The organism is Shinella sedimenti (assembly GCF_022601905.1).
GTDB lineage: Bacteria > Pseudomonadota > Alphaproteobacteria > Rhizobiales > Rhizobiaceae > Shinella > Shinella sedimenti.
The window spans coordinates 1-18,535 of record NZ_JAKVIN010000013.1 but is presented as its reverse complement, the minus strand read 5'-3'; the positions used below and the strand labels follow the sequence as shown (position 1 = coordinate 18,535).

Below are 18,535 nucleotides of genomic sequence, written 5' to 3'. Positions count from 1 at the left end.
CGGAGACGCACAGTCGTTTCGACCGAACCTATCATACGCATCCGGGGAACTTTGAAATGAAAATCAACATAATCAAGGCGCGTGCGGTCAGCGTACCCGTCGCCAGGCCCACGCGGATTGCAAAGCGGGTTCTCGACAAGCGCGACTACCTCGTCGTGGAGGTTGCAGGGGACGAGAGCGAGGTGATCGGGTCGGGTTATGTCTATACGGGTACGCGCGGCGGCGCGGTTGCCGCGAAGATAGTTGCCGAACTCCTGTCCCCTGTGCTGATCGGCGCCGATGCTGACGACATCTGGGGCCACTGGGACCGCATGTACCAGGAAACCCTCCTGACCGGCCGGCAAGGGATCGTCCTGCGTGCGATTTCCGCCGTCGACATGGCACTTTGGGACCTGGCGGCAAAACGCAGGAGCCTGCCGCTTTGCGTGATGTTGGGAGGTGCCGTGCGGCCGGTGCCGGCCTATGCGTCCGGCGGATACTATCGCCCGGATGACGGCGACTGGGCCGATGCCGTTCATCGGGAGATCCGGTTCAACATCGATCATGGCTTTTCGGATCACAAGATCAAGGTCGGCGGTCTGTCGATAAAAGAGGATGCTGACCGTGTCCGCGCAGCCATCGATGCGATGGATGGCCACGGCAGGCTCGCGCTTGATGCCAACAATGCCTACCGCGATTACAGCGAGGCGCTTCTGGCGGCGAGGGCGTTCGAGAAGGCGGCTGGAGATAGTGGGCTGTGGTGGTTCGAAGAACCTCTCTCGCCGGATGATTATGACGGGCATACCGAGTTGGCCCGCAGACTGGAAACGCCAGTGGCGACGGGCGAGATCCACCAGACACGTCACGAGTTCCGCAGGCTGATAGAAAAGCGCTCAGCTGACATTCTCCAGCCGGATGTCGGCGTTCTTGGCGGAGTCAGCGAATGGATCCGCATAACCCGGGCAGCCGAGAGCTTCGGCATTTCTGTCGCTCCGCATTGGCACGCGAATGCGCATTCGCAGCTTGCTGCCGCCACGCCAAACTGTATCGCCGTCGAGCATTTCCTGCTTGAGAAGGATATTTACAATTTCGAGCGTATCGTGACACGGGAAACACGTCAGGCCTATAAAGACGGGCAACTGATCCTGACCGATCGGGCGGGATGGGGGTTCGAATTTGATTGTGCCGTGCTGGATGAGTTCACTGTTGAGAAATTCATGTCTAGCTGACAGACCAGCAAACTCACTTCCTAGGCGCAGAATGTCTTCAATGTTGTGTGGCTAAGACGCGACGGCAGCCCGTTGTCGACCTTAATAGCCTATCCGAAGGCGCCCGCCTTGTCGCGCCCTGGCCGTCCGCAGGGCCTCAACTGCGGCTACTATGTGCGCCCGACCGTCTTCGCCCATGTGATGCCCGATATGACGATCGCACGCGAGGAGATTTTCGGCCCCGTCCTGTCGATCCTTGGCTATTCGGGCGAGAGCGATGCGGTGCGCATTGCCAACGACACGATCTATGGTCTCGCCGGCTACATCCAGACGAAGGACAATGCCGCCGCACGCCGGATTGCAAGGCAGCTGCGTGTTGGCATGGTCTATATCAACGAGGCCGACTGGGAAGCCGCATCGCCCTTCGGCGGCTTCAAGCAATCCGGCAACGGCCGCGAACACGGTGAGTTCGGTCTCGCAGATTTCCTCGAGATAAAGGCCACCGGAGGGTATCGTGCGCTCGACAAAGCATCCTAACGGCGAGGCTGATGCGGGCTCTTCGAAAATACCCGCTTCTTCCGAGCTTTAGCCTAGCCACTAGGACCAATCGACATTCAGGATTCCCAAATCGCTCGATCGCTGATTCATAGAGCACCGTGTTTCGTCACGGACGCCGCCAATGGCGACTAAGCGGTATGAAATGAGCGCGGCTCAGTGCACAAAGATTGCATCGTTGTTGCGAGGTAAGATCAGCGACGCCGGACGTAGCGGCTCGGACAATCGCCTGTTCGTCAATGGTTGTCTGTGGGTTTTAAGATCGGGAGCGCACTGGCGCGACCTGCCGGATCGGTATGGCAAGTGGAAGTCGGTGCATAAGCATTTCAGCCGCTGGTGCCATGCCGGTGTATGGAAGCGAGCTTCCGAAGCGCTGACCGCAGATTGCGACAACCAGTATCTGATGAGCGAGAGTACGATCGTCCGCGCCGATCAGCGGGCGGCCTCGAAAAAAGGTTGGCAAAGGGTCAGACGCTGGGGAGTTCCCGAGGCGGACTGACCACCAAGATTCATATGCTTGTCGATGCTCTTGGCCGCCCTTTGGGTTTTATCGTAACCGCCGGTCAGGTCGGTGACATCACGCAGGCACGCGCCCTATTGCGAGGACGGAGTCGCGATGCCGTGTTGGCGGACAAAGCCTATGACAGCAATGCGTTGCGCGAAACGATCGCAAGCATGGGCGCCAAAGCTGTCATCCCGTCAAATCGTTCGCGTAGAATCATCATTCCGCACGATGAAACCGCCTATAAAGATCGAAATCGCATCGAGCGTTGTTCAACAAGATGAGCACTTTCGGCGCTTCGCCACTCGATACGACCGCAGAGCAATTCACTTCGAAGGCGTCGTCTACATATCGCTGCAATCATATGGCTACGAATATGGCGATTGTTTCTATAGTTCATTCCTGAGAACGGCGTACGCTTTGCCGAACCTGCAGTCTCGAAAGCTGAGAAAGTTAAGCACTGTTCAAGGCTGCCGCGCTCACGGGCAACAGTTCAAACCACGACAAGCAACAACCCGACTTCGCAACTTCATTGGTGCGACCGCCTGAGGGCCGAACCTCGTTCGTTTCTAGTGCAGCACATCCACTATTTGTGAACTCACCAATCGATAGGCTGGCCACTATAGGAGAAGAACCCGCCGGAATGTGAAGGGCGAAGATTCGCGATGACATCCAGAACTCTGAGCGCCGCATGATCCGGCGTTACGGCTTGGTGAACCTTTAAATACGGTTGCGATAATCGCGTCATGACGGTTCCCGGATGAAGTGTCACCACGACCGCTTCCGGATGGGTCCGAGCGATCTCAAGTGCCGCCGTTTTGACGATCTGGTTCTGAGCCGCCTTGGCGGCTCGGTACGATATCCACCCTCCCAAGCGGTTGTCGCCGATAGATCCGAGGCGCGCCGATAAGGATGCGAACACACTTCGCATCTCACGGGGCATAAGCGACTGGAAATGTTTTAGTAGAAGTGCTGGGCCTATGGCGTTGACACGGAACTGTGCCATCATCGCGTCGACACTCAGCGTCTTGATTGTCTTCTCCGGTAGACTGTCGTTGATCACCAGCGCTCCTGTCGCGTTGATAATAAGGTCAAACGCGTCGTACTCGATCTGCAGGCGATGAGCGGCTTCGGCGACAGATGTCTCGTCACAGATGTCTAGGCCTTGCTCGCTTCGCGAAAGCGTCACGACGGTACCAAACCGCGGGTCAGCCCGCAAACGAGCTTCGAGCGCGCGGCCAATGCCGCCAGACGATCCGATTACAAGCGCTTTCAACAGAGACGCCCCTATTCAAACAGGATATCGCAGCACTCGGCCAAGTCGCGTGGACGAGATATCGCTTTGGTCTCAGCCCCTAATCTTGAACGCGACAACCACGACTGAAATGAATTTCGTGTTCCTCCAACAGCGAGTCTTCTGAGATGCTATACATTGATATTTTTAGCGAGTTTCCGGAAACTCGAGCTTTCTTACATCATATCCGAGCTCTTTTGCCTTAAGGACCATGCGTTGCAAGCGCGCTTTCGAAGGGACCGTCCTTGAATAAATCCAAAGATTCGTCATCGACGGGCTGGAACTAATGAACCAGGTTTTATCTGGCGATTTATAGAGAACCCAGTATTTAAATGTGATCAGCAACGGATAACGAACACGCATTCTGGCGTTTGTCGCACCATAGTCCTCGATCTTTCCGGTTCCTTTGACAGTCTTTAGACGACCTTTCGGCGTATCGACATGACATCCATCCTCGATGAGGACCTCGTCAGGTGTCTCGCCCCGTCGGTAGGTCGAGTAACCGGCGACGCAGCCATCGGTCAGGAGCATCGGCGTCCTTCCGATCTCCAGCCAGGTGCCAGTATAGTGGTCGGGTCCGACCGTGGCGACTTTCGGGGCTGCCGCAGCTCCAGTCGCGTAATTTACCATCAGGCATGTCATAAGATAAAAGAAGATCCTGATGTCAATATTTCGGTGCATAGCGACGTCCTTTGTAAAAATATGATCGCCAAACGGTCATCTCGCTGGTCCCTTCTGCAAGCCGGATTTGCCAGCAACACACCGCGACCGAGTCCTGACCATCCTGTTTTTGTTGAAGGTCACATGCGGATAAACTTCTATACGAGGCTGCGAAGCGTTCGGTTTCACAAAGACCTCAAAAAATCTCGATCAGTGCACGCTTTGCGACCCAATACTTAGATTCTGACCAATTGGAACCGATTTTCCATTCGTACGTGATCCGATCAGACCAGAAAAAGCTTATTCCGGTCAATTGTTTAGAACGAAATTGATTTGCGATGCGAAAAGACAAAGCGGATTATATCCTGCCGAAGATCAACACCTTTGCTCCATTTTGTGATTTAGCTTGAAGATTTCGGCCTTTTCGGACACGGCGATGGGTACCGGAATCCATATGCGAGCTTTCCAGCACGAGCGTGAAAGCTGACGTTTTGAGTCGACTAGATGATGCCGGCGCTTCCTATAAATGAACTGCGTCTCATTGTGAGTTTTGGAAAATTTCCCTACATTGCATCGCCGTGAAAGTGAGAAAACAGTATCTCGCTATCAGCAAGATTTTTACGAATAAAGAGATAGGAAATTGACAGGAGCAGGGATTTTGCACGAGGCCAAGAATAGCCTGAACGGCATAAAGCGTAACATCACGATTGCCGTTGCAATCGTGTTGACGTGTTCGGCACCTGCAAAGGCTGATCGGCTTGTCTGTTCGGAGTCTGAGCATCTCCGTTACATGAAAATTGTCCGCGAGGTTGGCGAGATGGGTATCGACCTTAACCCTGTTGGGGAGGATCGTGCGGCTTTCGCGAGATTGACAACTGCATATGAAATCTTCAATCCGGAGGGACCCGAGACTGAGCTGTTCGTTGCGCATGTTCCCACTGGTCAGATCTACAGTCAGGTATGTGCGGAAGAGCGCTGCACGATGGAAGAAATGTCAAAGCCGGAGCAAGCCTGCCTAGTCGAACATATGAACCAGTGTAGCTATGTAGCACTTCGCTTTCGCGGTGATGATTTCTGCCTATTGCGTTCACCGAGCGATTAGGTGTCGGATCCATCCTGGTCGCCTCTTCTCTCATAGTAGTGTTTCTGGTGCTGGCAGCGCTTTACGAGAGCTGGGCTATTCCGCTTTCCGTCATGCTTGTCCTGCGGCTTGGTATCGTGGGCACAGTGCTCGCTGTTCATGTGCGCGGCCTCGAAAACGACGCCTTTTTCAAGATTGGCCCCTAATTGGCTTGTCGGATTGTCGGCCAAAAATGCGGTGCTGATCGTCGAGTTCGCACGCAAGCTGCATTCGGAGGGCAGAAGCCGCCGCGAGGCGGCCATTGAGGCATCGCGCCTTCGTCTGCGGCCCATCGTGATGACGTCGCTCGCCTTCACGTTGGGCATCGTGCCGCTTGTCATTGCCAAAGGTCCGAGCTCGGAGACACAGAACGCGATGGGGACAGGCCTCTTCGGCGGTATGATCACGGCCACTGTTCTCGCTGTCCTCTTCGTGCCGGTCTTCTTCGCGTCGATCATGCGATTTGCCGAGTGCAAGACATTGCATCAAGCTGCCGGGGCGGTCAGACAGTGAAAACGCGCTCGGATCGCGCATGAGAACAGGAAAACACTTATCCTGTAACTTCTCGAACTCAGTTTTGGAGAAAACAAGTGAGCGCATCATCGACAAGCGGTAACGTGACACTGGACATTGCGACGAAGGAGGATCTGCCGCGCTTCCGCAGGGATCTTCAGGATTCCTTCGCAGTTGCAGTCGTGGAAACCTTCGGATCGCTCGACGAGGGGCCAATCCCGTCCGACGAAGACGTGGCGTCCTCCTTCCACGCTCCGAAAGCAATCGTTCACCGTATCCTCGAAGATGGTCAATGGGTCGGCGGCGCCGTGGTTTCGATCAATGCAGAAACCCACCGGAACTCGCTCGACTTTTTCTTTGTGCGTGTCAGTGAATTGGGCCGTGGCATCGGCCGCAAGGCTTGGGCCGCTATCGAGGCGGCTTACCCCGATACGACGGTCTGGACAACGCACACCCCTTTCTTCGAGAAGCGCAACATCCACTTCTACGTCAACATCTGCGGCTTTCACATCGTGAAATACCATCACGCTGGTTACCCCGATCCAAACCGCCCGAATGAGCCTGACCTTCCGGGCGACGACGGGATGTTTGAATTCGAGAAGCGAATGCGCCCGGACGCCGGTTAGCAAGCCGAATCGCTTGCAAAAAGGATGCTCGCCGGCACTGTGAGCCTGTTAAATCGAGTGTAGCGATACGCGCTTCTCAAGCTCGGCCGCCTGCTCCTTCCGCTCGCTATAGCGGTCGGTGAGATAGGCAGAAGCGTCGCGCGTGAGGATAGTGAACTTCACTAGCTCCTCACAGACATCGACCACCCTGTCGTAGTAGGATGATGGCTTCATTCGCCCATCGGCGTCGAATTCCTGGTAGGCTTTGGCGACAGAGGACTGGTTGGGAATGGTGATCATCCGCATCCAGCGGCCGAGAATACGCATCTGATTTACGGCATTGAAGGACTGGCTACCGCCGGAGACCGCCATGACGGCGAGCGTCTTGCCCTGTGTTGGCCGTACGGATCCGACCGAAAGCGGGATCCAGTCGATCTGGGATTTCATGATGCCTGTCATCGCGCCATGGCGTTCAGGGCTCACCCAGACCTGCCCCTCCGACCATTGCGAGAGCTCGCGTAGCTCCTGGACCTTCGGATCGCTCACCGGCGCTTCATCTGGCAACGGCAGGCCTTTCGGGTCGAACATGCGAATTTCGCATCCGAGCCGCTCGAGCAGCCGGCGAACCTCGAACGCGAGCAGGCGGCTATAGGAGACCTCGCGAAGCGAGCCGTAGAGGATCAGGATACGTGGCTTATGCGTCGAAGCTGTTGGGCGCAGAGCATCGACATCGGTCGAATGCAGATGTTCTTCCTGCAATGCTGGGAGGGTATCAGGCAATGCGCTGTCCTTCCTGATCGAAGATCTGTTCACCGTCCTCCTTGAAGAACGAGCCTTTGAAGCTGCTTGGCAGAATGTCCAGGGCGACCTCGGACGGGCGGGCGAGCCGGGTGCCGAGCGGAGTTACGACAAAGGGGCGATTAATGAGGATCGGTGTTTCGATCATCGCGTCAAGTAACTGGCTGTCGGTCAGGTCAGGGTTGTCCAGACCGAGTTCGGCATAGGGCGTACCTTTCTGGCGAATGGCTTCCCGGACCGTGAGCCCGGCATCCGCGATCATCGTCGCAAGCTGATCGCGTGTCGGCGGGTTCTTCAAATACTCGACGACAGCAGGCTCGATCCCGGCAGCGCGGATGAGTGCCAGCGTGTTTCGCGACGTTCCGCAGGAAGGATTGTGGTAGATGGTGACATCCATGGTCAGCGCCTTTCGGTGATAGCGGTTCGGGAAACGGCGGGAGCGGCCTCGTACCAATCCTTCGAGCGGTTCACGATCCACACGACCGAAAGCATCACCGGCACCTCGATGAGCACGCCGACGACGGTCGCGAGTGCTGCGCCAGACTGGAAGCCAAACAAGCTGATGGCAGCGGCAACCGCAAGCTCGAAGAAGTTGCTGGCGCCAATCAGGGCCGAAGGGCCGGCAACGCAATGCCGTTCGCCGGTCATACGATTGAGCAGATACGCTAACCCGGAGTTCAGGTAGACCTGGATCAGGATCGGTACGGCGAGCAGGCCGATGACAGCAGGCTGAGCAATGATCTGCTCACCCTGAAAGGCGAAGAGCAGAACCAGAGTCGCAAGAAGCGACACCAGTGAGATCGGCTGCAATTTTGCCAGCAAGCCATCCAGCGCCCGCGTTGTACCGTCAGCCGTGAGAAAGAGGCGGATGATCTGGGCGATAATGACTGGCACGGCGATATACAGGGCGACGGAGAGGACGAGCGTGTCCCACGGCACGGTAATGGCCGAAAGGCCGAGCAGGAGGCCGACAATCGGAGCGAATGCGACAACCATGATGCCATCATTCAGTGCAACTTGCGACAGCGTGAACAACGGCTCCCCGCGTGTCAGGTTGCTCCAGACGAACACCATAGCCGTGCAGGGAGCCGCAGCGAGGATAATCAGCCCGGCGATGTAGGAGTCTATCTGGTCGGCTGGCAGGTAGGGGCGGAACAGCCAGCCGATGAACAGCCAGCCGAGCAGCGCCATCGAGAATGGCTTGACGGCCCAGTTTATGAACAAGGTCACGCCGATGCCGCGCCAGTAGGTGCTGACCTGCGCCAGAGATCGAAAGTCGATCTTGAGCAGCATCGGAATGATCATCAGCCATATCAGGAGGGCAACAGGAATGTTCACCTTGGCGACCTCGGCTGCGCCGATAATCTGAAAAAAGCCAGGCATGAGATGGCCGAGGGCGACACCGGCTATGATGCACAGAAACACCCAGATCGTCAGAAAACGCTCGAACGTGGACATCAGACGGATTTTCCTTGCGGCGAAGTCGAACCTCCGATGAACGCCAGTGGCAAGTTGACGGGAGCTGCGATCCGGTTCTCGAGGTCTCGCGCAGCCTGAGCGACGGTGCGCCGGACCTCGATCTCCGAAGTTGGACGACGCGCGTCCGTCAAGGCTGCCGTGAGGCCGGCGTCGTTGACCTCAATTTGGTCCAACCTGAAGGCACTCATGACAAATTCGCCTCCGGCACGCAGCAGGGCGTCAACTCGGCGATGAGCGGAGCGCAAAGCTCCGTCGATCCGCCACAGCAATCCTTCAGAAGAAACAGGCTCAACTCCCTCAGGCCGTTGAGGTCTGCTCGATAGATGATCGACCGGCTCTGTCGTTCGCTCGTTATCAAGCCTGCCCGCGAGAGCGTTGCGAGATGCGCCGACATGGTATTTTGCGGCACCTCGATCAGGCGGGCAAGTTCACCCGCTGCGATGCCATTGGGTTCGTGCCGAACGAGAAGCCGAAAGGTCTCCAGGCGCGTGGTCTGGGCCAAGGCGCCTAGCGCCACTATCGCAGATGTAGTATCCATAAATCCAGAATAATGGAAATATATAGATTGTCAACAAGATGTAGAATATGGTCTTTCGACGTCACCTCACCTCCGGTTTGCCGTCGGCGGCCGGCCGGCTGATGCTTTGAAGCCACTGATTCAATGGGCAACACGGCGCATCTCTCATCGATTTCGATCCAGGTCATTCAGGTTAATGCGCCTGAACGGCATACTGCATTCAGCGCCGAAGCCGGGCGCGCGTTATTGATCCGCGTCAAATCCCGGAAGTGCCGCACTTGATCTTCCGCAAGGCGGGCGTGCTTGTTTTTAGCTTATGCATGGCAGAGACCTTCATCCGGCATCATGCCAAGGGAGACGACGACGTGCCCCAAATAAGCGGAAGGATCTGGCACAAGCATTCAAGCATGATTCTCGTCGGGATCGCGTCAGGTGGATTGCTCGTCGGTCTGGTTCTGTCATGGCGGGGTTTCGACCATGCCGGTCTTGTCTGGACGGCTGCGACACTTGCTGTCCTCGTCAGCTTGCTCGTTCAGATTTTCGGCGCGTTGCGCAGGGGCGATGTCGGGCTCGATATCGTCGCGGCCCTGTCTATGTCCGCGGCGATTGCGTTCGGCGAGCCGCTTGCCGGAAACGTCGTCGGTCTGATGTATGCCGGCGGACAACTTCTGGAGGCCTTTGCCGAGGGACGCGCACGCCGGGAGATGACGGCCCTGATGGGGCGCGTCTCGCATTCCGCCATGCGTTACACCGCATCGGGGCTGGAGGAGATCGCGATCTCGCAGATAGGGCCAGGCGACCGCCTCCTCATCCGGCAAGGCGAAGTCATACCCGTCGACGGGGTCGTCTCCGGTGAGGCGGCCACGCTTGACATGGCGGCTTTGACGGGGGAGCCGTTGCCCCAGCGGGTTACACAAGGGGCCGAGGCGCTCAGCGGCGCCACGTGCGTCGGCGCGCCCTTCGACCTCGTGGCAAGCCGCATCGCTGCCGAGAGTACCTACGCCCGCATTGTACATCTTGTCGAGGCGGCACAGGCCAGTCGGGCGCCAATGGTTCGCCTCGCGGACCGTTTTGCCATGGGCTTTCTTCTCCTGACGATCGCCATGGCCGGCAGTGCCTGGTATCTTACGGGCGATGCAATCCGGGCGCTTGCCGTTCTGGTCGTAGCGACACCCTGTCCGCTTATCCTTGCGGTGCCGGTCGCCATCATTTCTGGCATGTCGCGCGCCGCAAAGAACGGTGTTCTCGTGAAAAACGGCGGCGTGCTGGAAACACTGGCACGGGTGCAAACGGCGATCCTCGACAAGACGGGTACACTGACTCACGGGCAGGCGGACGTTATAGATATCAGGACCACGTCAGGCTTTTCGGCAGACGATGTTCTGACGGCCGCCGCGGGTCTTGACCAAGCGTCCGGCCATGTCGTTGCGGCGACGTTGGTTCGAGCCGCGATCGACAGGGGGCTCCGTCTCTCCAAACCCGAGGCGGTAAAGGAAACGCCCGGAACCGGGATAGAGGGTCGGGTGGACGCGAAGACGGTGGTCGTTGGCGGAAGCAGTTTCGTACGGCGAATATCGGGTTGCGATGATCCTCGATCCCTGGCGACGCCGGCTACGCTAACCTCGCTGACAGTGGCCGTGGCGATTGACGGAAAGCTGGCCGGCATAATCGTCCTGCGCGATCAGATTCGCGCCGACGCACGATCCATGCTCGATGCCCTGCGTGAGGCGGGCATCCGCAAGATCGTGCTCGCATCGGGCGACCGCGCGGAAATCGCGCGCGCTGTCGGGGCGGAGCTGGGCATGGACGCCGTGCTGGGAGAGCTGACGCCGGAAGGCAAGGTGGCGGCCGTCAGGGCGGAAGCGCGCAATGGTACGGTGATGATGGTGGGCGATGGCGTCAACGACGCACCCGCGCTCGCTGCCGCTGATATCGGTGTTGCCATGGGTGCACGCGGCACGGCTTCCTCATCCGAAGCTGCCGGGGTCGTGCTTCTGGTGGACGAGCTTGGTCCTCTCGCGAAGGCCATCGCAATCGCGCGGCGTAGCCGCCGGATCGCGTTGCAAAGCGTATCGGCAGGCTTGGCGCTCTCCATCGCCGCGATGGTTGCGGCGGCGTTCGGATATCTGCAGCCCGTCGAAGGTGCATTCCTGCAGGAAGTGATCGACGTGGCCGTGATCCTCAATGCGCTCAGAGCACTCAGGTAAACCGTCGTATCACGCGGGGCGGGCCTGACCTAGGCGGTGGCTTCGCGTCCGCTCGTCTCGATGATCGCCAGATCGAAGAACACGTGCGGGGAAACCGCAACGGTCGCTAGGGGTTTTGGCTTGAGTGCGCCAGGCTCCCACCAGTCTACGTCATCGGACAGAAGTGACCACGCCTTAAGGCACTCACTGTCCCGCTCGGCGGTATTTTCAAGCTCATGGAATACGACGTCCAGCACCACGCTCTTCCATCGATGCTTGCCTTCCAGTGCTTCGACCAGCACGCAGGCGCGGGGGTTGGCACGGAGAAAATCAAGCTTCTTGCCCGGCATCGAAAACGCATAGAGATGGATGCCTGAATGCGCATAATGAATCGGGACGACATAAGGGACGTTATCCTTCGCGCAGGCCAGTCGCGCCAGATGGTACTTCGCAACCATCGCGATGCATTCGCTGTGCGTCATCTCTCGGATTCTCATTGCATGCCCTCCATCGATGGATGCTCGTTCACCACGAGCGATTAGGGGACGCTCGGCAAAAGTCAGGGCACACGTTCCCCGACATCGCCGTTGAAATCTGCATGATAAACTCGCGGGATTTTCCATCCGAATGGCTGGTCGCGCATTGACACAGCGCAAGGCCGGCCTGCTCCGACAGGATTACATTCATCGGGACGGTCGCCGTTTTTTGCCCGCCGCTAGCTGGTCTCCAGCATCGCGACCGCTTCTTCGGCGATCACCTGCTCTTCGTCCGTGGCGATGACAAAGGCGGCAATGCGGCTTGCGGGATCGCTAATGAGGGTGGTGTTTGCGGCGTTTGCGGCGTGATCAAGACAAAGACCAAGCCAGCCGAGCCGATCGCACACGCCGGCTCGGATTTTCGGCTGGTTTTCACCGACGCCGGCTGTGAAGACCAGGGTGTCGAGACCGCCAAGCGTGGCGGCCAGCCGGGCGATCTCTCCAGCGACGCGGAAGGTGAAAAGGTCGATCGCCTCTTTTGCCGCCAAGGCATCGCTTTCCAGCAGGTCGCGGCTATCAGCGCTGATGCCGGAAACGCCGAGGAGCCCGCACTTGTGATAGAGGAAATCTTCCAGCGCCGCTGGCGTTTGTTGCTCGCGCATCAGCAGATGCAGCAGCACGCCCGGGTCGATCGTGCCGCACCGCGTCGCCATCGGAATGCCGTCGAGCGTTGAAAACCCCATGCTTGTGTCGCGACTTCGACCATCATGCAGACCGCACAGGCTCGCGCCACTGCCGAGATGTGCAACCACCACTCTGCCGCCGGCGTTTTCCGGCGCGACGCGGGCCAACTCGCCGGCTATGAACTTGTATGACAGGCCATGAAAACCATAGCGCTTGATGCCACTGTCATATAGCGCACGCGGAATGGCGAAACGGCGCAAGAGCGTATCGTTCGTGCGATGGAAGGCTGTATCAAAGGAGGCCGTTTGCGGCAGGCCTGGCCGAACGCGTTCAACGGCGTGGATCAGGCGCAGGCTCTGTGGCTGATGGAGTGGGGCGAGCACCGTCAACGCCTCGATGGCCGCGATACTGTCCGCATCGAGACGAACAGCGCCGTCAAAGCGGTCGCCGCCATGCACGACGCGGTGACCGGCCGCTGCGACCTTGCCGATATCGAAATGGCGGCTGAAGGTTGCGAAGGTCTCGGCAAGGATGCCGCTCAAATCCGCCTGCGGCTGGGAATCCAATGTGAAATCGAGACTGGTTTCACCCGCGTCCACGTGTAACGTCAGGGGTGTATGGCGGAAGTCGATCACGCCGCGGGCGATCCGGGCGGGGCCATCGGAGCCAAGCGCGAACAGCCCGATCTTCACCGTGGAGGAGCCCGCATTGAAGGTCAGAAGCGTCTTCCTGCTCATACGCGCAATACCTCCGCCACGTGCGGTGCAGCGACTATCTTGGCGAGGGCGGCCGATGCAATGCGGGCAGAGAGCGGATCGGCGCGGCTGGTCAGGACAATAGGCACTCGTGCGCCGAGCACCAGCCCAGCCGCCGTCGCACCGGCGAAATAGATGAGCTGCTTGGCCAGCATGTTTCCGGCCTCGAGATCCGGCACCAGAAGGATGTCTGCCTGTCCCGCGACGGGCGAGACTATGCCCTTGGTGCGCGCGGCATCCATGCTGATGGCATTGTCGAAGGCGAGCGGGCCGTCGACGCACGCACCGGTGATCTGCCCACGCGCCGCCATCACGGTCAGCGCTGCGGCATCGAGCGTCGATGGCATTTTTGGGTTCACGGTCTCCACCGCCGCAAGCACCGCCACCCTTGGCTCCTCCATGCCCAGCCGGTGCAGCAGATCGACAGCGTTCTGACAGATGTCACGCTTGTGCTCCAGCGTCGGCTGGATGTTGATGGCGGCGTCGGTGACGATGAGAGGCTTGTCATAGGCCGGAATGTCCATCGCGTAGACATGGCTGATGCGCCTTTCGGTTCGAAGACCCGAGCCCGGTGCCACGACGGCGCTCAGCAACTCGTCCGTGTGAAGGCTGCCCTTGACCAGAACGGAAACGCTGCCGGAAACGGCAACTTCAACGGCGCGCTCGGCCGCGGCATGGCTGTGCGCGACCGAAATGATTTCCACGCCTTCGAGAGAGACCTGCGCCGCCTCCGCGGCAGCAAGAATTTTCGCCTTCGGGCCGATCAGGACCGGCTCCAACAGACCAGCGTCGCGCGCTTCCAGCGCGCCGGTGATGGCCGTGGCCGAGCAGGGGTGCACGATCGCCGCGCGCAACGGGGGAAGGTCCCGCGCCCGCTTCACGAGGGCTTCGTAGCGGTCGTGCCGTTTCAACGATATGTCGGGCAGCTGCGTGCGCGGCCATTCGATCCTGTGCTCGGGCGCAATGACCTTCGCGGTTCCCTTCAGCACGATCTCGCCCTGGAGATTGGTGCAGATGGTATCGAGCAGGACAATGCGCTTCTGCGGCTGCTTCTCCTTCACTGTGACGGTTGCGGTGACCGTATCGCCAGGCATGACGGGTTTGAGGAACTGCAGGTCCTGACCGAGATAGATCGTCCCTGGCCCCGGCAGACGCGTGCCGAGCACGGCGGAGATGAGGGCAGCTGTCCACATGCCGTGTGCAACGATGTGCCCGAAGAGGCCGGTCTTTGCGAAGGCGGCATCCAGATGGGCCGGATTGTGATCGCCGGAGACAGCGGCAAAAAGCTCGATGTCGTCGCGTCCAACAAGATGGACGATGGATGCGGTGTCGCCCGGCTGAAGTTCGTCGAAAGTGCGGTTGCGAAGGAAGTCGTCCATCGGCTGTTCACCTGTGCAAAATATCGCGGGTCGTATTCTTCAGAGCGTTTGCGTGGTCTTGTATCTGCAAGGTAACCGCTTTTTGCATCAAGTCCCATGGCCGGATGGCTCATTGTCGGGCACCTTAGAGAGCGCGTCGCTGGCTCCCCTTGACGCAGATCAAGTTTAAGCGCGCCAAATCGCCTAGCATGCATCACTATCGACGCTCGCGGCGTTGGCAGCCGTCGGTCGCTTGCGGTTTTATTGCCGCAATCGATATCCGCGCAGCCGGGTCAAGCCGGGCGAGCATACGTTGACATCCCACACACGTGACTTGGAGAAATGCCATGGCGAACGATCCGAACACCGAGGACTTGGCGCTGCTCGATCGCTATTGGCGCGCAGCCAACTATTTGTCCGTCGGGCAGATCTATTTGATGGACAATCCTCTGCTGCGAGAACCTTTGAAGGCTGAGCACGTGAAGCCCCGACTTCTTGGCCATTGGGGCACGACACCCGGGCTCAATTTCATCTATGCCCATCTCAACCGGATCATCCGGGCAAGGGATGCCGAGATTCTCTATATCTGCGGCCCCGGCCATGGCGGTCCGGGCATGGTGGCCAACACCTATCTCGAGGGCACGTATTCCGAGATCTATCCCGAGATCGGTGAAGACGAGGCAGGGCTGAAAAAGCTTTTCCGCCAATTCTCATTTCCTGGCGGCATTCCAAGCCATGCAGCTCCCGAAACGCCCGGATCGATCCATGAGGGCGGGGAACTCGGCTACGCACTTGTGCACGCCTATGGCGCAGCGTTCGACAATCCCGGTCTTGTTGTCGCCTGCGTGGTGGGCGATGGCGAAGCCGAGACGGGGCCGCTCGCCGCCGCCTGGCATTCCAACAAGTTCCTCAGCCCGGTCTGTGACGGCACGGTGCTGCCGATCCTGCATCTCAATGGCTACAAGATCGCCAATCCGACCGTACTGGCGCGCCTGCCGGACGAGGAACTTGCCCATCTCTTCACGGGTTACGGCTACGACCCGATCTTCGTGGAGGGCCAAGAGCCGCAGGCTATGCACCGCGACATGGCTGCCGCTCTCGACACCGCCTTCGACCGCATCGCAGCTATTCGCGCGGCGGCCAAGGCGGACCCGGCCCGCCGACCGCGCTGGCCGATGATCGTGCTGCGCAGTCCAAAGGGCTGGACGGGACCGAAGGAGGTGGACGGCAAGATGGTCGAGGGCCATTGGCGTTCGCATCAGGTGCCCGTTTCGGAATGCCGCTCGAATGCCGGCCATCGCGATATTCTCGAAGCCTGGATGCGCAGCTACGAGCCGGACGACCTCTTTGATGCAAGTGGTCGCCTCAAGCCGGAGCTGCGCGCGCTCGCACCTAAGGGTGAGCGCCGCATGGGCGCCACTCGTCACGCCAATGGCGGCGCTTTGCGCAAAGAACTGCGCACCCCTGATATCAACGACTATGCGGTCGCCGTCGACGATCCGGGGTCCATGAACGCGCAGGCGACGAAGGTTCTTGGTGACTACCTGCGCGATGTTATCCGGCTGAATGCGGCGGAGAACAATTTTCGCGTCTTCGGCCCGGACGAAACGGCGTCGAACCGGCTCGGCAGCGTCTTCGAGGCGACGGATCGCGTTTGGATGGCTGAGACGCTCTCGACCGACGATCATCTGGCGCCTCAGGGCCGCGTGATGGAAGTACTGAGCGAGCATCTCTGCCAAGGCTGGCTGGAAGGCTATCTGCTGACCGGCCGCCATGGCTTCTTCTCCTGCTATGAAGCCTTCATTCACATCGTGGATTCGATGTTCAACCAGCATGCAAAGTGGCTGAAGGTGGCGCGCGAACTGCCCTGGCGAAAGCCGGTCTCCTCGCTCAACTACCTGCTCACCTCCCATGTCTGGCGCCAGGACCATAACGGCTTCTCACACCAGGATCCGGGCTTCGTCGATCTCGTCGCCAACAAGGGCGCCGATATTGTGCGCGTTTATCTGCCGCCGGATGCCAACACGCTGCTTTGGGTCGGCGATCATTGCCTGAAGACATGGAACCGCATCAACGTCATCGTCGCCGGAAAGCAGCCGGCGCCCCAATGGCTGACGATGGCGGAGGCGGTACACCACTGTGAGGCCGGGATTGGCATATGGGACTGGGCGGGCACGGAAGAGGGGCTGAGCCCCGATATCGTGATGGCTTGCGCAGGCGACGTGCCGACAATGGAGACGCTTGCCGCCGTCGCTCTCCTGCGCGCGGCGCTGCCGCATTTGCGTGTCCGCGTCGTCAATGTGGTGGACCTGATGGCGCTGCAATCGCCGCATCACCATCCGCATGGGCTTCCCGATGCGGATTTCGACCGGATCTTCACGCGCGACCGGCCGGTGGTCTTCGCCTATCACGGCTATCCCTATCTCATCCACCGCCTGGTCTACAAACGCACCAACCATCCGAACTTCCACGTGCGTGGCTTCATCGAGAAAGGTACGACGACGACGCCCTTCGACATGGCGGTAATGAACGAGCTCGATCGATATCACCTCGCCATCGAGGCCATCGAGCGTTTGCCGGTTCCAGGTGAAAGGTCGGTGGCTATCGTCGACGCGCTGAAGGGCAAGCTTGCCGAGCATCACGCCTATGTGCGCGAATTCGGGGAGGACATGCCCGAGATCCAGAATTGGCGATGGCCTTATCCACGGAAGTAGGATCGTAGGCAGGCAGGCCTTTTAGAAGGCCGCAACCATTCTGCGAAAGTAGATTGCTCAAGAGACCGCGCCTTCGTAAGTCGGCATTCTCCTAAGTTGGCGTGGACCCGGCGCCCTCGGGGTCTGGAGTGCTCCCCATTTCGCCGGACAGATCAGCTATTAAGACAATGCTTTGATGAACTCCCTTGGGGAAGCCATTTTCAGCGCTGAGTGTGGATGGACTTCGTTGTAATCCTCGATCCATCAGTCGATTTTCCGGAGAGCTGTGTCGGCATCCGGAATAGGTGAGATGCGTATGTAGTCGCGTTTCAGAGTTTTGACGAAGGCTTCAGACATGCCGTTCGACCGTGGGCTGGCTACCGGCGTGAAGCATGGGATCAGGTTGAGGGCTTGAGCAAACAGCCTGGTCTCTCGCGCGGTATAGGCGCTGCCGCTATCAGACAGGTGTTCGATGGCATGCGGGGCGCTTGTTGTGCCGAAGCGCTTTTCGATGGCCTCCAACATCATATCTCGAATGTCGGAGCCGGATATCCCGGCATTGGCGACGGCTGCCCATGAGATGATTTCCCGGTCGAACGCATCGATGATGAACGCGAGACGGACCACCTCGCCATTCCAGCATGTGAACTCAAGGCCGTCTGAGCACCAGCGAAGGTTAGACCGTATCACCATGACCTTGCCATTGTGGAACCGGCCTATTCGCACCGCCGTGTGTTTCTCAAGGGTCATGACATGATTGGCCATGATGCGGTGAACCCGCTTACGATTGACAACGGGTAGATCGGCGGCCGCCGCTGTCTGTTGAGAAGGGCAGCGATCCGGCGATAGCCATATATCGGTCGAGCATCGACAAGCCTGCGAATGGCAGGCAGCACCTCGGCATCGTCCGCTTTGAGGTATGAGCCACGCGGCTTGGACTTGCCTTTGAGACGCTCGGCGAGATTGGACCGTGACACACCCAGGACATCTGCCACCGTCTTCATCGGGAACCGTCCTTCGGCAACAACATCGGCCGCGATATCGGTTTTTTGACTGGGCTTTGGAAAGGGCTTCGCGTAAGCGGGGAGCTGAGGCCGTTTAGGCCTGGTAATTCCATGGCATGAGAGCGTCGATCTCGCTGCTGGGCCACCCC

General features: G+C 59.0%; 14 protein-coding genes and 4 pseudogenes. 8 read left to right on the top strand and 10 right to left on the bottom strand.

The features are described 5' to 3' along the window. Positions 1 to 56 precede the first annotated feature (56 nt). The 3 genes and pseudogenes from MKI86_RS22580 to MKI86_RS22570 all read left to right on the top strand — a co-directional run bounded on the left by MKI86_RS22580 (position 57) and on the right by MKI86_RS22570 (position 2,639). The gene (locus MKI86_RS22580) at positions 57 to 1,208 is read left to right on the top strand and encodes a mandelate racemase/muconate lactonizing enzyme family protein (protein WP_241605566.1); all 1,152 of its coding nucleotides are present in this window, start codon (positions 57 to 59) and stop codon (positions 1,206 to 1,208) included. A 105-nt stretch (positions 1,209 to 1,313) separates the two neighbouring features. Continuing rightward, a pseudogene (locus MKI86_RS22575) lies at positions 1,314 to 1,724 on the top strand (aldehyde dehydrogenase family protein); the annotation flags it as partial. 142 nt (positions 1,725 to 1,866) lie between these two features. After that, positions 1,867 to 2,639: pseudogene (locus MKI86_RS22570) on the top strand (IS5 family transposase). 203 nt (positions 2,640 to 2,842) lie between these two features. Here MKI86_RS22570 and MKI86_RS22565 read toward each other — a convergent pair. After that, positions 2,843 to 3,523, bottom strand: a complete 681-nt coding sequence (locus MKI86_RS22565; protein WP_241605642.1) for an SDR family NAD(P)-dependent oxidoreductase — start codon at positions 3,521 to 3,523, stop codon at positions 2,843 to 2,845. Positions 3,524 to 3,685: 162 nt separating this feature from the next. Further along, the gene (locus tag MKI86_RS22560) at positions 3,686 to 4,168 is read right to left on the bottom strand and encodes a lipocalin family protein (protein WP_241605641.1); all 483 of its coding nucleotides are present in this window, start codon (positions 4,166 to 4,168) and stop codon (positions 3,686 to 3,688) included. Positions 4,169 to 4,856: 688 nt separating this feature from the next. On the opposite strand from MKI86_RS22560, the gene MKI86_RS22555 reads away from it, so the two are divergent. The 3 genes and pseudogenes from MKI86_RS22555 (at position 4,857) to MKI86_RS22545 (ending at position 6,457) form a co-directional block, all read left to right on the top strand. Further along, positions 4,857 to 5,300 carry a hypothetical protein gene (locus MKI86_RS22555; protein WP_241605564.1) on the top strand — a complete coding sequence of 148 codons (444 nt, stop codon included), beginning with the start codon at positions 4,857 to 4,859 and terminating at the stop codon, positions 5,298 to 5,300. Between the two features lie 11 nt (positions 5,301 to 5,311). Further along, positions 5,312 to 5,831 (top strand): annotated as a pseudogene (locus tag MKI86_RS22550) (efflux RND transporter permease subunit); the annotation flags it as partial. A 77-nt stretch (positions 5,832 to 5,908) separates the two neighbouring features. Further along, positions 5,909 to 6,457: a GNAT family N-acetyltransferase gene (locus tag MKI86_RS22545; RefSeq protein WP_241605562.1), complete on the top strand. Its 549-nt coding sequence runs from the start codon at positions 5,909 to 5,911 to the stop codon at positions 6,455 to 6,457. A gap of 48 nt (positions 6,458 to 6,505) precedes the next feature. Here MKI86_RS22545 and arsH read toward each other — a convergent pair whose 3' ends face one another. The 4 genes from arsH to MKI86_RS22525 all read right to left on the bottom strand — a co-directional run bounded on the left by arsH (position 6,506) and on the right by MKI86_RS22525 (position 9,251). Next, on the bottom strand, positions 6,506 to 7,234 hold the full coding sequence (gene arsH, locus MKI86_RS22540; RefSeq protein ID WP_256465760.1) for an arsenical resistance protein ArsH: 729 nt from the start codon (positions 7,232 to 7,234) through the stop codon (positions 6,506 to 6,508). After that, positions 7,209 to 7,631 (bottom strand): arsenate reductase (glutaredoxin), encoded by a 423-nt coding sequence (gene arsC, locus MKI86_RS22535; RefSeq protein ID WP_241605560.1) that lies wholly within the window; start codon positions 7,629 to 7,631, stop codon positions 7,209 to 7,211. Before arsC ends, arsH begins: the two co-directional genes overlap by 26 nt. Positions 7,632 to 7,633: 2 nt before the next feature. Beyond that, complete coding sequence (arsB, locus tag MKI86_RS22530) at positions 7,634 to 8,692, bottom strand: ACR3 family arsenite efflux transporter (protein WP_241605558.1); 1,059 nt, start codon at positions 8,690 to 8,692, stop codon at positions 7,634 to 7,636. Between the two features lie 205 nt (positions 8,693 to 8,897). Next, a complete protein-coding gene (locus MKI86_RS22525; RefSeq protein ID WP_241605556.1) occupies positions 8,898 to 9,251 on the bottom strand; it encodes an ArsR/SmtB family transcription factor in 354 nt (117 codons plus the stop codon). A 386-nt stretch (positions 9,252 to 9,637) separates the two neighbouring features. Between MKI86_RS22525 and MKI86_RS22520 the strand changes: the two genes are divergently transcribed. Then, positions 9,638 to 11,437: a heavy metal translocating P-type ATPase gene (locus MKI86_RS22520; RefSeq protein WP_241605554.1), complete on the top strand. Its 1,800-nt coding sequence runs from the start codon at positions 9,638 to 9,640 to the stop codon at positions 11,435 to 11,437. A 29-nt stretch (positions 11,438 to 11,466) separates the two neighbouring features. On the opposite strand, the gene MKI86_RS22515 is transcribed toward MKI86_RS22520, so the two are convergent. The 3 genes from MKI86_RS22515 to MKI86_RS22505 form a co-directional block, all read right to left on the bottom strand. Next, entirely contained in the window at positions 11,467 to 11,898 is a 432-nt protein-coding gene (locus tag MKI86_RS22515; RefSeq protein ID WP_241605552.1) for a pyridoxamine 5'-phosphate oxidase family protein, read from the bottom strand. A 233-nt stretch (positions 11,899 to 12,131) separates the two neighbouring features. After that, complete coding sequence (locus tag MKI86_RS22510) at positions 12,132 to 13,313, bottom strand: acetate/propionate family kinase (protein WP_241605551.1); 1,182 nt, start codon at positions 13,311 to 13,313, stop codon at positions 12,132 to 12,134. Then, complete coding sequence (locus MKI86_RS22505) at positions 13,310 to 14,710, bottom strand: bifunctional enoyl-CoA hydratase/phosphate acetyltransferase (RefSeq protein WP_241605550.1); 1,401 nt, start codon at positions 14,708 to 14,710, stop codon at positions 13,310 to 13,312. Before MKI86_RS22505 ends, MKI86_RS22510 begins: the two co-directional genes overlap by 4 nt. Positions 14,711 to 15,036: 326 nt before the next feature. On the opposite strand from MKI86_RS22505, the gene MKI86_RS22500 reads away from it, so the two are divergent. Then, positions 15,037 to 17,403 carry a phosphoketolase family protein gene (locus MKI86_RS22500; RefSeq protein ID WP_241605548.1) on the top strand — a complete coding sequence of 789 codons (2,367 nt, stop codon included), beginning with the start codon at positions 15,037 to 15,039 and terminating at the stop codon, positions 17,401 to 17,403. A 159-nt stretch (positions 17,404 to 17,562) separates the two neighbouring features. Here the strand turns inward: MKI86_RS22500 and MKI86_RS22495 are convergent. Then, positions 17,563 to 18,462 (bottom strand): annotated as a pseudogene (locus MKI86_RS22495) (IS3 family transposase); the annotation flags it as partial. Positions 18,463 to 18,535 lie beyond the last annotated feature (73 nt).

Coding starts and splice junctions, on each gene's coding strand:
- MKI86_RS22580 (WP_241605566.1), top strand. CDS start 57: ATGAAAATCAACATAATCAAGGCGCGTGCGGTCAGCGTACCCGTCGCC.
- MKI86_RS22560 (WP_241605641.1), bottom strand. CDS start 4,168: ATGGTAAATTACGCGACTGGAGCTGCGGCAGCCCCGAAAGTCGCCACG.
- arsC (WP_241605560.1), bottom strand. CDS start 7,631: ATGGATGTCACCATCTACCACAATCCTTCCTGCGGAACGTCGCGAAAC.
- arsB (WP_241605558.1), bottom strand. CDS start 8,692: ATGTCCACGTTCGAGCGTTTTCTGACGATCTGGGTGTTTCTGTGCATC.
- MKI86_RS22525 (WP_241605556.1), bottom strand. CDS start 9,251: ATGGATACTACATCTGCGATAGTGGCGCTAGGCGCCTTGGCCCAGACC.
- MKI86_RS22520 (WP_241605554.1), top strand. CDS start 9,638: ATGATTCTCGTCGGGATCGCGTCAGGTGGATTGCTCGTCGGTCTGGTT.
- MKI86_RS22515 (WP_241605552.1), bottom strand. CDS start 11,898: ATGACGCACAGCGAATGCATCGCGATGGTTGCGAAGTACCATCTGGCG.
- MKI86_RS22510 (WP_241605551.1), bottom strand. CDS start 13,313: ATGAGCAGGAAGACGCTTCTGACCTTCAATGCGGGCTCCTCCACGGTG.
- MKI86_RS22505 (WP_241605550.1), bottom strand. CDS start 14,710: ATGGACGACTTCCTTCGCAACCGCACTTTCGACGAACTTCAGCCGGGC.
- MKI86_RS22500 (WP_241605548.1), top strand. CDS start 15,037: ATGGCGAACGATCCGAACACCGAGGACTTGGCGCTGCTCGATCGCTAT.